Origin of the sequence: Acidithiobacillus ferrivorans, assembly GCF_016250455.1 — a bacterium.
Taxonomy (GTDB): domain Bacteria; phylum Pseudomonadota; class Gammaproteobacteria; order Acidithiobacillales; family Acidithiobacillaceae; genus Acidithiobacillus; species Acidithiobacillus ferrivorans.
Genome location: NZ_CP059488.1, coordinates 1943683 through 1956101, shown reverse-complemented (window position 1 = coordinate 1956101; position 12419 = coordinate 1943683). Strand labels below are relative to the sequence as shown.

Genomic DNA, 12419 nt, shown 5'->3' with positions numbered 1-12419 from the left:
GCGCTTATCATTTCGCACCCCCTGTGCCTGCAAGGGCGTCGCTAATGCGCTCCTCGGCCAGCGCCAGACGGTTGACCGCCGATTCGTCCAGCGTTTCTCCGCGTTGCAATGCACCTGCTATGACCCGGATCGTGATTGCTTCAGTGCTGATCCCGGTCAGTGCATCCCGATAATCGAACGGGCGGCGCATGGGGCCAGTGCCGTGGTCGGCCAGACTGCGCCGGTCGCCGGGGAACAGGTCGGCCAATGATAGGCCAAGGGCTTCGGTGATGGCTTGGGCAGAACATCCACTCCAGCACTTGAACAAGACTTTTCCATCGTCGGCCTGCTTAACACTCAGGCTTGGCCGCTTGTCATCATGGGCAGGACAACGAGCGATCCACTTATCAGGGCCAGTTTTCTTGACGCCATCCAGCGCGGACAACACCTTGTCGATTGGTGCGCGATTGTCAGCATTGGGCTGGTAGGTCTTGCGGAATCGTGAGTTTTTATCCATATCGCACCCCAATTCCGACAATGCGGCGGATTTCTGCGCGGAGTGCAAGATGGATTTCAGCGATTAAAACTTGCCCTTGTTCGTTTGTAGCGGTGATCTTCTGAAGGTTGGCGATGCCCGCAAGCATGTGTCTCAGTGCGCGGATTGTGTTATGATTTATGGGCTGATTGTTCGGGGTCACTTCTGTCGCGGGGGTGGCCTTTTTCATGCACGTTCCCCAGCCTCTATCCACCGGTCGAGTTCGACACGATCCCAAATCACGACGCCAGGACCAAGCCGCCGGAGTTGTGGTGCCTTCTTTTCCGACACCAATTTTAAGTAAGTACTACGAGACATCCCACAATATGCGGATGCGCCATTTGCGCGTAGTTGGATTTGATCTTCGCTTTTCATGGTTTACAGGCCTCAATGTGATTAACCTGTACGGATATGTTCCCATGAAATGCGGCCACGTCAACACTATTTCGGACGATTTAGGAAAAATAAAATCCAATGACAAATCATAGTATAATAAATATGTTGTGCGATTTTTCCCGGTTTAGTGCGGATTGCCTCCGCGTGAAATATGCCGTGAAATTTTCATCATTTCATTTTTCACGGCTTCGATAAGTGACCCGGTAATGTGCGTCTTCCATGTCTCGTTACTGCTTCCCTTATTATTACCGTAGGCCCACGTAATGACCTGCGTCCGGGTTGCATCCATTCCCACTTCTTCCAAAGCCTCGCTAATGACGCGCCGGACATTCTCTTTGTACCACTCGCCCTTTTTCCCGAACGGCACTCGCGCGAAGTCCCCAATAAGGCGCGCCCCGTCTGCCGTTGTGGTTTCAGATTCGGTGCTGGCGACATCGCCTTGCAATTCTTTCCAGAAGTAATCCAGGGTATCGTGATTATTGGCGATGTCTCGATCAAAAGACTTCATCCAGGCAAACAAATCCTCTGTCGTGATTCCGACTCCCTGCGTATTAAGCCACCCATTATCGCCCAGGGTGAATTGTGCAGGCACGGGATACCATAAGGGGAACGCCAGCAGCACAAGGTCGCCGTTGGCCGCTGCCACGCCCATCGTTCCCAGTACGCTGTCGTACACGGCGGAATAAGTGTCTGCGTCGTCCGGGAGGTCGCGGAAGCGCTTGAGCGCCCTGCGGGTCAGGTAATGCGCCACAACATGCGGCTGCATGATTACTGTAAACGATTTCATCTTCTGCGCTCCTTCTCTGCGCTTCCTTCGGGAATAGGTGCCATGCCCAAGCCGGTGAAGGTTCCGGCCTTTCGGGGATCAGCCTAGAGCATGGCGGTACAACTCAAATCGTTATGCCACCTGCGCCTCCCGGATCACATCCGGGTGCTTGGCCGCGATGCGGAGTAGCGTCATCGCCGCGCCGGACGGATTGCGGCGCCCCTGTTCCCAATCCTGAAGGGTACGGATAGACACCCCCATCAGCGCGGCAAACTGTGACTGTGACAATCCGGCACTGATCCGGGCCTGCACCACCCCAGGCACGTCGATCTTGTGGACAGCACCTTTCTTCCCGGCCTTCATCTGCCGGACGGATTCCAGAAGTTCCGCGCCAATATCGCGCTTGGCGTCCCGTTCCATGAGTTCCTTTTCAGTCATCGGCATCGTCAATCTCCTTGCGTAATTGCTGCAGCACATGCGCTGGTACATTCTCCTGCACGTTCTTGGCGTAGATCAGCAGTAGCCATATCTCCCCGTCCTCACGTTGCAGGTAATAGATCACCCGAACGCCACCACGCTTTCCCATCCCCGCCCGGCTCCATCGGACTTTACGACACCCTCCACTGCGGGGGATCACGTCGCCTGCGTCCGGTTGCAGCGCCAACCACGAACAGAACTGGCCGCGTTCTTCTTCGGTCCAGTAATCGGGCCATAGGCTTGTAAACAGCGGTGTCTCGATCAAGGTAAGCATACAGGCATATCATACGGCAAAGCCGGACTATTGGAAAGCGTGAAGATGGCCGCGATGAACATGATGAACATTGATTCCCGGTACTACAGCCGGGCGAGAATAGTGTGTGAAAGCATCAATCCCCCGCCACCAATGCGATACCCTTTGCCTGTGCCCGTAGGTTGGTCAGGTCCCGGCCTTTCAGGTTCGATGCCCTAGAGCATGGCGGTGAAACTTATGCCACCGAAAGCGTGACCACATTGCCGGACTGCTCGCCCAAGTGCCGCGCCCAATCTTCCATGACCTTGCGCCGCTTCTCTAGGGCATCGCCGCGCCGGTAAGCGCCCTCAACGCCACTGATGGCGTGTGCCAAGCATTGCTCGATCACTTCGCGGCTGTGGTGCGTCCGGTCGCCTGCCCAATCCCTGAAGTCGCTGCGTAGGCCGTGTACGGTCGCGGCACTGGAAAACTCCCGCATGACTTTTGTTACCCCAACATCTGATAATGGCTGACCTTTGCGATTCGGGAACACTGTGCCGATAGTCCCGAGTTCGGCCATGCGCTCGATGATCCGCACAAGTTCATCACTCATCGGGACTGTGTGTGCCTTGCCGGTCTTGGTTCTGGTCTCGGGGATGGTCAGGACTTTGTTGCCCAGGTCTATTTCCTCCCACTGCAAGCCCCGTATCTCACCGGACCTGCAAGCGGTCAGTGCGATGGCGCGTAGGCACATGGAACCTATCGTCTGCTTCTGGCGTAGCTGCGCCATCAGCGCCGGAAGCTCTGCGTAGGGCAGGGCGGCAAAATGTTCGCGCTTCTGAACTTTCTGTGCTTTCGGTAGCAAATGCTCAAGATTACCTTTCCAGCTTGCCGGATTGATGCGGTCGCGATCCCGTTCGCCCAGGACTGCCGCGCGATCCAGCACCATCTCTATTCTTTGGCGTAGACGGGTGGCCGTTTCTGTTTTGTCGTGCCAAATGGGTGACAATACCCGGAGTACGTCATCCACGGTGATTGATTCCACCAGCTTTCCGCCAATGACCGGATAGGCGTAATCCCTGAGCGTGTTTTCCCACTGTTGTGCGTGCTTGACGTTTCGCCAGCCGGGACGGAGCGCCTCAATGGTCTCCAGGGCCACCTCCTGAAAGGTGCGTGCCTTGGTTTCTATAGGTGGCCGTATGACGTGGGCTGGGTCGGTGCCGTCTGCAATCGCCTTCCGCATATCGGCGGCCTTGGTACGGGCATCCTTCAGCGCCAAGTCAGGGTATGCACCCATACCGATTTCACGCGGTTTGCCGTTGACCACATAACGGAACACCCATGCGCGTGATCCAGAGGGTCGCACCCGCAGATAGAGATTGCCGCCATCACTGTGCGTGCCTGTCTTGGCGTTCTTCGCTGTGCCAGCGTCCAGCAGGTGCATCTTTGCCATATACCCCCTTTCGATTCCGGTCTTACTTTCGGTCTTACTTTCAAACGTGGATTTATGCAATCCATACCGGACAGTATAGGACGTGGTTTGCTGCAATACAATGGATTGCAAAGGGTTTTGTGGACGGTAACGGACTGTATAACACCTATGTTAGGCGGGTACCGCCTCCGCCACATACTGAGTTGCAACACATATTTAATTATTAATTTCTGGTATGCCACTCAGGGCGTGCTATCTGCCGCTATTAATCTGTCCCGTTCGTTGTGAAGTGTGGGTGTCCATCGGTTGGCTGTCAGCGATTGCGTCCATCTGATCTTCAGGGAGATCTTTCTCAAGGATGGTCATTGATCATCATCTTCACCCCGATCATTACGGCAAAACGTGACTGCGAAAGCCCTGTTGCCTCAGTTAGGACAGAGGATGGTTGCAGGCTGAGTAGCGCAGCCATCCCTGTCGCTATTATATTACTCGCAATAATTAGTATGTTCTGTTAAGGTGCACTCGCCGTCATGCCTCAGTCTGCATGATGCGCGTCGCACTGGTCCCCACCTTGATGAAGCGTCTGCCATAGACTGGCGCCCCTGTGGCGAGGCCGGTGTTTTCGGAGTTAAAATTTATGTCATCTTTTGAATCCCTTGGGCTTTCTGAGCCCATTTGGCGTGCAGCTGCCGAGCGCGGTTACACCTCCCCAACCCCCATTCAGGAACAGGCCATCCCGGTGGTTATGTCTGGTGTCGATCTGTTGGCCGGCGCGCAGACGGGTACCGGCAAGACGGCTGCGTTTGCCATGCCCATTCTGCACAAACTGTCCGCCACCGCAGATACCGCAGCGCGTGGTCCTTCCAGTGTGCGTGCGCTGATTCTGGTCCCCACCCGCGAACTGGCGGCGCAGGTAGAGGAGAGCGTGCAGTTGTACGGGCGCTATCTTTCCCTGCGCTCGCTGGTGCTCATCGGTGGTGTCAAGATCAATCCGCAGATGCAGAAGTTGCGTCGTAGTGTAGACGTATTGGTCGCTACCCCCGGTCGCCTGCTGGATCACATCCAGCAGCGCAGCGTTGACCTCTCTCGTGTCGAAATCCTGGTGCTTGACGAAGCCGATCGCATGCTCGACATGGGCTTTATCCGCGACATCCGGCGTATTCTTGCGGTGTTGCCGAAAAAGCGCCAGAACCTGCTCTTTTCGGCGACTTTTTCGCCAGAAATCCGTGCTCTGGCCGATGGCCTGCTGAATAACCCGGCCAGCGTCGAGGTCGCATCGCGCAATGCCACCGCTGACAATGTCGCGCAGCGGGTTTTTGCCGTCGATCAAGATCGCAAGCGCGAACTCCTCGCGCATCTGATTGAAGAACATCAATGGGGGCAGGTACTGGTTTTTACCCGCACCAAGCATGGTGCCGATCGCCTCGCCAAGCACTTATCCCAGGACGGTGTGCAGGCTATGGCTATCCATGGTGACAAGAGCCAGGGTGCCCGCACCCGCGCTCTGGCGGAGTTCAAGGAAGGTAAAGTACGGGTATTGGTCGCGACGGATATCGCTGCCCGCGGCATCGATATCAGTGAGTTGCCCCACGTGGTGAATTTTGAACTCCCCCATGTGCCCGAGGATTATGTCCATCGCATCGGACGGACCGGTCGCGCTGGCAACAATGGCCAGGCGGTATCGCTGGTGAGCAGTGAGGAGCGTAAGCAGTTGCAGGATGTGGAAAAGCTGCTGCGCCGCTCCTTTGACCGGGAGGTCGTCGTCGGCTTCGAGCCGCGCCAACCCTTCGCCAGTCATGCGCCGTCATCGGCTCCGCGCCGTCCGGCGCACGCCGCAGGGCGGGGCCGACCCGGTTCAGGGGCGGCGCCTTCGGGCCGTGCCCGCCGCACCTACTAAAGGTATGATCCTTCCCATCCTGCACTGACCGGGTTATCTTTGTTCGCAATGTCTTGGCATCCCGCCAGGGCTTGCGCCACAATAAGCAGATGATGAGCGTGTCTGAGCGAAAGGCAGGTATGGACGAAGACAAAGCATCTTCCCGCATCCTGGTAGTTGAGGATGAGGAAGGTATTCAGGAACTCCTGCGCGTCACCCTGCAGCGTCAGGGCTTTGAGGTGCGCTGTGAGGGGAGTGTCGAATCTGCGGAAGCGGTACTTCTGACCTGGGGGCCGCAGTTACTCGTTCTTGACTGGATGCTTCCTGGCGAGAATGGCCTGGTATGGTGCCGTACCCTGCGCCGCCGTGAAGAAACCCGGAAGCTGCCCATCATTTTGCTTACGGCGCGCGGTGAGGAGGGCGACCGGGTGCATGGTCTTGAATCGGGTGCGGACGATTATCTGGCCAAACCTTTTTCTCCACGGGAGTTGGTGGCACGGGTCAATGCCCTGTTACGACGCAGTTATGGCGGTACGGCAGCCAGCCGGGTACGGGTCGGTGATCTGCAGGTAGACCTGCGCGCGCATCGGGTGTACGCCGGTGAGGTGCAAATCCATCTCGGCCCTACCGAGTTTCGTCTTTTGCGTCTCTTTGTGACCAATCCAGAACGGGTTTTTTCGCGGGATATGCTACTCGATCAGATCTGGGGGAGGCAGAGCTTTATCGAAGAGCGGACGGTCGATGTTCACATCCGCCGCTTGCGGCGGGAGTTGGACCAGCATGGTTACGCTCATATCATCGAAACAGTAAGGGGCGAGGGCTATCGCTGTAGTGCCCTGGGTTTGCAGTGAGAAACGGTGGACGGACGATGACTGGCACGGCAGCCTTTGCGCATTCAGCCTGTCACCGCACACGTTGTTGCCATTTTCCGGCGTGAAGTACCTCCGTGCCTGGTTTTACCCCGTAGCACTCTGGGCGCTGATTCCGATTTTTGGGGTCGCCGATGATCTGCGTACCTGGTCCTGCCTCCCATCGGTAATCATCGCGCTCTTGCTGGCGCTCTGGGTCGGCTGGCATCGTCAGCAATCCCAGAGCTTCAGCGCCTGGTTCCGTAACCCGGATACCTTGCTGCCACCGCTGGCGGGGGGGATGTGGGAGGAGACTTTTGCCGAGGGCTACCACTGGCGGCGTGATCAGGAAGCGCAACACCGCCTGCTCAGCGCCCAAATTGTCCAATTGCGCGACGCTTTACAGGCCATGCCTGACGTCGTGGTGCTCATGGATGCGCGCGGCCAGCTACTTTGGGTGAATCCTTCCGGTATCCGCTTACTGCAGCTGCAATGGCCAGAGGACGCTGGCAAACCGCTGGCATTCTGGTTGCGAACCCCCAATTTGCGCGCCTTTTTGGCCGGTGAAGGACCACCCAGTCTGCAACTCCCCGCCCCGGCGGATGCCCAGCAGATATTGGAGGGGATGCGCTATCCCCTTGCCGATGCCGGCGCCTTGGTCATCTTCCGGGACGTGACCCGTATCCGCCAACTCGAACAGGTCCGTCAGGACTTCGTAGCTAATGTCTCTCACGAGCTGCGCAGCCCACTGACAGTGGTGCGCGGTTTTCTGGAAAACATGTTGGACAGTTCCATCGCCGCCGACGATGAGGTGAGCAGTCAACTCCGTCTCATGGAACAGCAGACGCTGCGCATGCAGTCTTTGGTCGAAGACCTGCTGTCTCTGGCTCGCATGGAAGCCGCCGAAGCGAATCCGGAGCACTGTGAAACGCTGATGCTCGCGGATATGATACACAACATGTTGAGCACCCTGGCGCCAGCGATAGCGCAAAAACGCTTGCAGATCGACACGGCGCTGGATGCCGACTTGGGTTTTTTCGCAGAAACCATCGACCTGACCAGTATCATTCGCAATTTATTAGAAAACGCCATCAAATATACCCCGGCAGACCGCGCTGTCAGCGTACGCTGGGAGCGTTGCCCCGGCGAGCTGCTTTTCGTGGTGCAGGATACCGGCGATGGCATCGCTGCCGAGCATTTGCAGCGTATCACCGAGCGTTTTTACCGGGTGGACAAAGGCCGATCCCGACGCATAGGTGGTACGGGGCTGGGATTGGCTATTGTCCGGCACGCCGTCGAGCGCTATCAGGGGCATCTGGAAGTAGCCAGCGAAGTGGGTAAAGGAAGCACTTTTACTGCGCATTTTCCGCTCCATCTCGCCCGCAGTTTCCCCCCCGACTCCGCAGTGTCATAAAACGGTAATAAAATCATGCTATAGTCTCTGTGCCGCTTTTAACTAAATCTGCATAAGGGGCGTGATATTATGAAGACCAACGGCGTGGCTTTTATGTTGGGCGTGATGAGCCTGGGCGTAGCAGGGCTAGCGCAGGCAGAAACCATTTCCGCCGCAGGCGGCACGGCCATCTATCCCGTCCTGTCCAAATGGGCAGAAACCTACAAACAGAAAACGGGCACCATGGTGAACTATCAGGCCATCGGTTCTGGTGGCGGGATTGCCCAAATCAAGGCAAAAACCGTCGCTTTCGCCAACAGCGACATGCCCCTCAAACCTGAATATCTCAGCAAAGACCAGCTCGTCCAGTTTCCGGCAGTGATTATTGGCATTGCCCCCGTCGTGAATGTCCCCGGTATAAAGCCCGGTGAACTGACCTTCAACGGCACCGTGCTCACCGGTATTTACCTGGGTAAGATCAAGAAATGGAACGATGCGGCTATCGCTGTCCTCAATAAAGGGGTTAAGCTGCCGGACATGAATATCACCGTGGTCCATCGTTCTGACGGCTCCGGCACTACCTTCAACTTTACCAATTATCTGGCCAAGGTCAGCCCGGAATGGAAGCATCGGGTGGGCGATAACACTGCTGTTTCCTGGCCTGTCGGTGTGGGTGGCAAGGGTAATGCGGGCGTCGCTGCATATGTACAGCGGATTCCCGGTGCCATCGGCTACGTGGAATATGCCTATGCCAAGGAAAATCACATGGCTTACGGCAAAATGATCAATGCTGCGGGCAAAGTGGTGGCCCCTGATCTGGCCACTTTCCAGGCCGCTGCGGCGAATGCGGACTTTACCAAGGTAGAGGATTTCTACATGATTCTCACCAACCAGCCGGGCGTCCAGAGTTGGCCCATTTCCGCTGCGACTTACATCCTTATGCGCAAGGACGCTGATAAGACGGCTAATGCCGGAGTCCTGAAGTTTGCGCGCTGGTTCCTGACAGCCCCGCAGGCGCAAGCAGAAGCCAGGAGCCTGGATTATGTGCCATTACCAAAAACTACGGTGACGCAGATTGCGGCGTACTGGAAAAGAAATCTGGGCCAGTGAACTAAGATATGGACGATACCCGCGACGCAGAGTTGGAAATGCGGAAGGCGGCGGTGCCGTCCCCCGCTGTGCCATCTCGCATCAGCCCCGCGCGATCACGATGCCTGCATGCTATGGACCGGGTCTTCCGCTGGCTGACGGGTGGGCTCGCCTTTTTGGTCCTGCTCCTGCTGCTCGGGGTGGCGTTGTCCCTTTTTTTGCGCGGGTGGGAAGCTTTTCATCATTTTGGCCTCGCTTTTTTCTGGAGCGATGCCTGGGACCCGGTCACGGAGAACTTCGGTGCTCTGGTACCAATTTACGGGACTTTGGTCAGCTCCCTGATCGCCCTGCTGATCGCCGTGCCCACCAGTTTCGGTATCGCGTTATTTATCAGTGAACTCGCGCCCGAATGGTTACGCCAACCGGTCGGCAGCGCTATTGAACTGCTGGCGGGTATCCCCAGTATCATCTTCGGCATGTGGGGGCTTTTCGTCTTTGCACCGGTTTTGGCCAGCGCAGAGCCTTGGCTCAATGATCATCTGGGTGCTCTGCCCGGTATCGGTGCACTGTTTCGCGGCCCGCCGATGGGCATTGGTATGCTGACTGCCGGTATTATTCTGGCTATCATGGTGATCCCCTTTATTTCCGCGATCATGCGCGATGTTTTTCTGGTTGTGCCAGCGATGCTCAAAGAGTCGGCCTATGCCTTGGGTGCCACGACTTGGGAAATGGCACGTCATGTGGTTCTCCCTTATACCCGTACGGCGGTAGTCGGCGGGGTGTTCCTCGGTCTGGGCCGTGCCCTTGGTGAAACCATGGCGGTAACCTTTGTGATCGGTAATGCCCACGACCTCCATATCTCTTTGCTCGACGCCGGAAACTCCATCGCCGCAGCGCTGGCGAACGAGTTTGCTGAGGCCTTCTCACCTATGTACAAATCGGCGCTCATGGCCTTGGGTTTCATTCTCTTCATCATTACCTTCATGGTGCTGGTGCTGGCCAAACTGATGCTCTGGCGTCTCGGTCAGGGACAAGGGAAGGCGGGTTTATGAAGGCGGCCGGGAACGCCCGTTATTTGCGCCGCCGTGCCTGGAATATTTTCAATCTGGGTATGGCCATGGCAACGACGCTGTTTGGCCTCTTTTGGCTGGTCTGGATTCTCTGGACCACCCTCTCTTATGGTGCTACCGCCCTTAACCTGGAACTGTTTACAGGTGACACGCCAGCGCCTGGTAGTATCGGGGGTTTGCGTAATGCCTTCGTGGGCAGCCTGTTGATGATTGGCATGGCGGTGCTGGTCGGCACTCCTGTGGGAATTCTGGCTGGCACCTATCTCGCCGAGTTTGCGCAAGGCAGCCGCCTGGCGGGGGTCATCCGTTTTTTTAATGATATCCTGCTCAGCGCGCCCTCCATCGTGATCGGCCTGTTTATTTACGCAGTCGTGGTGGTGCCCATGGGGAACTTCTCGGGTCTTGCCGGGGCTTTGTCACTGGCTATTTTGCTTTTGCCCGTCGTCCTGCGCACCACGGATGAGATGCTGGGCATGGTCCCCGGTACCATGCGCGAGGCGGCCCTGGCCCTGGGGGCGCCCCACTGGAAGATGATCGTTCAGGTGAGTTATCGGGCCGCACGTTCTGGTATACTCACCGGGGTTCTGCTGGCGGTGGCGAGAATCAGCGGCGAGACCGCACCGCTGCTGTTCACGGCACTCAGTAATCAGTTTTTCAGCACGAATCTGGACAAGCCGATCGCCAATGTCCCCGTAGTCATTTTTCAATTTGCCATGAGCCCTTATCCGGAATGGCAGCATCTGGCCTGGGCGGGCGCGTTGATAGCTGCCATGGCTGTGCTAGTCTTGAGCCTTGTTTCCCGCTTCCTTATCAAAGACAGGAGCCCGCGTTAATGTCGGAACCCCAGAAAACCAAAATATCCGTCCGCCACCTGGATTTTTTTTACGGGAGCAACAAGGCCCTCATAGATATCAACCTGGAAATGCCTGAGAATCAGGTGACCGCGTTCATCGGGCCGTCGGGTTGTGGCAAGTCGACGCTTCTACGGGTGTTTAATCGCATGTATTCTCTGTACCCTGGGCAACGGGCGACCGGCGAGGTACTGCTGGATGGTGAGAATATTCTCGCTCCCGGCATGGATGTGAATATGCTGCGCGCTAAAATCGGTATGGTCTTTCAGAAACCGACCCCTTTCCCCATGTCCATCTATGATAATATTGCCTTCGGCATCAAGCTCTATGAAAAATTGCGCAAGGTGGAGATGGACGAGCGGGTGGAACAGGCGTTGCGTCAGGCAGCCCTCTGGGAAGAGGTTAAGGATAAGCTCAAGACGAGTGGGCTGGGGTTGTCCGGCGGCCAGCAGCAACGCCTGTGCATTGCGCGCGCAGTGGCAGTGCAACCAGAGGTGATCCTGCTGGATGAGCCGACTTCGGCGCTGGACCCTATTGCCACCCTCAAGATTGAAGAGCTGGTGAGTGAATTGCGCAATCAGTTTACGATTCTGATCGTCACTCACAACATGCAGCAGGCGGCACGCGTCTCTGATTACACAGCGTTTATGTATATCGGCGAAATGGTGGAGTTTGGGTCTACCAATCAGGTGTTCACCAATCCCGGTAAAAAACAGACAGAAGACTACATCACGGGTCGCTACGGTTAAGGAGTACAGCTATGGACAAAGAACCACATATTTCCCGGCGTTTTGAGGATGAACTCCATGAGGTCCACGCTTTAGTGCTCGCCATGGGGGGCGTGGTGGAAGAGCAGATCACGAATGCCGTCAGGGCACTGCAGGAGTCCGATGCCGAATTGGCCCGTGAGGTGGTTGGCCGTGACCATGAGGTGAATGGTTATGAGGTGCGTATTGAGGAGGAATGTATCAATATTCTGGCTAGGCGTCAGCCTGCCGCCAGTGATCTGCGTTTGGTGATGACCCTGATCAAGACCATCGCGGATCTGGAGCGTATGGGAGACAAAGCCAGTAAAATTGCCGACATGGCCCTGGCCATGGGACATGGTGCGCGTAACGCCAATCCAGCCTTTCTCAGAGACGTGAGCGTTATGGCCGACTATGCCCTGAATATGTTGCGCCGTGCCATGGATGCGCTGGCCCGTGCGGATGCGGAGGAAGCCATCGCCGTCGCCAAAGGCGATGAAGTGCTCAATCAGGAATACCGTTCTGCCCTGCGCCGCCTGATTACTTACATGATGGAAGATCCCCGCACCATCACCCCGGCCATTGATGCCCTTTTTATTGCCAAGGCGATTGAGCGTATTGGTGACCATGCCCGGAACATCTGCGAGTACGTTATTTACCTTGCCAAAGGAAAAAATGTCCGACATCTTCCGCTCGACGAGGTAGAGCAAAGCATCCAGAGGAAATAGC

Annotated in this window: 15 protein-coding genes; 8 read left to right on the top strand and 7 right to left on the bottom strand. The window is 56.6% G+C overall.

From position 1 onward, the window contains the following. Positions 1-7: 7 nt before the first annotated feature. The 7 genes from H2515_RS09735 to H2515_RS09705 all read right to left on the bottom strand — a co-directional run bounded on the left by H2515_RS09735 (position 8) and on the right by H2515_RS09705 (position 3838). Positions 8-496, bottom strand: coding sequence for a CHC2 zinc finger domain-containing protein (locus tag H2515_RS09735; protein ID WP_198659979.1), 489 nt, complete (start codon positions 494-496; stop codon positions 8-10). Further along, positions 489-704 carry a hypothetical protein gene (locus tag H2515_RS09730; protein ID WP_198659978.1) on the bottom strand — a complete coding sequence of 72 codons (216 nt, stop codon included), beginning with the start codon at positions 702-704 and terminating at the stop codon, positions 489-491. Before H2515_RS09730 ends, H2515_RS09735 begins: the two co-directional genes overlap by 8 nt. Then, positions 701-889 carry a helix-turn-helix transcriptional regulator gene (locus H2515_RS16540; RefSeq protein ID WP_198659977.1) on the bottom strand — a complete coding sequence of 63 codons (189 nt, stop codon included), beginning with the start codon at positions 887-889 and terminating at the stop codon, positions 701-703. The genes H2515_RS09730 and H2515_RS16540 overlap by 4 nt, the downstream gene beginning before the upstream one ends. Before the next feature lie 145 nt (positions 890-1034). Further along, on the bottom strand, positions 1035-1697 hold the full coding sequence (locus tag H2515_RS09720; RefSeq protein WP_198659976.1) for a hypothetical protein: 663 nt from the start codon (positions 1695-1697) through the stop codon (positions 1035-1037). A gap of 111 nt (positions 1698-1808) precedes the next feature. After that, on the bottom strand, positions 1809-2120 hold the full coding sequence (locus H2515_RS09715) for a helix-turn-helix domain-containing protein (RefSeq protein WP_198659975.1): 312 nt from the start codon (positions 2118-2120) through the stop codon (positions 1809-1811). Next, positions 2107-2427, bottom strand: a complete 321-nt coding sequence (locus tag H2515_RS09710) for a type II toxin-antitoxin system RelE/ParE family toxin (RefSeq protein WP_198659974.1) — start codon at positions 2425-2427, stop codon at positions 2107-2109. The genes H2515_RS09715 and H2515_RS09710 overlap by 14 nt, the downstream gene beginning before the upstream one ends. 214 nt (positions 2428-2641) lie before the next feature. After that, positions 2642-3838, bottom strand: coding sequence for a tyrosine-type recombinase/integrase (locus H2515_RS09705; RefSeq protein WP_198659973.1), 1197 nt, complete (start codon positions 3836-3838; stop codon positions 2642-2644). Between the two features lie 616 nt (positions 3839-4454). On the opposite strand from H2515_RS09705, the gene H2515_RS09700 reads away from it, so the two are divergent. The 8 genes from H2515_RS09700 to phoU all read left to right on the top strand — a co-directional run bounded on the left by H2515_RS09700 (position 4455) and on the right by phoU (position 12418). Continuing rightward, the gene (locus H2515_RS09700) at positions 4455-5714 is read left to right on the top strand and encodes a DEAD/DEAH box helicase (protein ID WP_198659972.1); all 1260 of its coding nucleotides are present in this window, start codon (positions 4455-4457) and stop codon (positions 5712-5714) included. Between the two features lie 98 nt (positions 5715-5812). Further along, entirely contained in the window at positions 5813-6544 is a 732-nt protein-coding gene (gene phoB, locus H2515_RS09695; protein ID WP_231551228.1) for a phosphate regulon transcriptional regulator PhoB, read from the top strand. Then, positions 6525-7955 carry a phosphate regulon sensor histidine kinase PhoR gene (gene phoR, locus H2515_RS09690; RefSeq protein ID WP_232821325.1) on the top strand — a complete coding sequence of 477 codons (1431 nt, stop codon included), beginning with the start codon at positions 6525-6527 and terminating at the stop codon, positions 7953-7955. The genes phoB and phoR overlap by 20 nt, the downstream gene beginning before the upstream one ends. Positions 7956-8024: 69 nt before the next feature. After that, positions 8025-9044: a phosphate ABC transporter substrate-binding protein PstS gene (pstS, locus tag H2515_RS09685; RefSeq protein ID WP_198659970.1), complete on the top strand. Its 1020-nt coding sequence runs from the start codon at positions 8025-8027 to the stop codon at positions 9042-9044. Positions 9045-9052: 8 nt separating this feature from the next. Further along, positions 9053-10075, top strand: a complete 1023-nt coding sequence (pstC, locus tag H2515_RS09680; protein ID WP_198659969.1) for a phosphate ABC transporter permease subunit PstC — start codon at positions 9053-9055, stop codon at positions 10073-10075. Further along, entirely contained in the window at positions 10072-10926 is an 855-nt protein-coding gene (pstA, locus tag H2515_RS09675; protein WP_198659968.1) for a phosphate ABC transporter permease PstA, read from the top strand. Before pstC ends, pstA begins: the two co-directional genes overlap by 4 nt. Continuing rightward, positions 10926-11693: a phosphate ABC transporter ATP-binding protein PstB gene (pstB, locus tag H2515_RS09670; protein WP_198659967.1), complete on the top strand. Its 768-nt coding sequence runs from the start codon at positions 10926-10928 to the stop codon at positions 11691-11693. Before pstA ends, pstB begins: the two co-directional genes overlap by 1 nt. A gap of 11 nt (positions 11694-11704) precedes the next feature. Beyond that, on the top strand, positions 11705-12418 hold the full coding sequence (phoU, locus tag H2515_RS09665; protein ID WP_198659966.1) for a phosphate signaling complex protein PhoU: 714 nt from the start codon (positions 11705-11707) through the stop codon (positions 12416-12418). Position 12419: the final 1 nt, after the last annotated feature.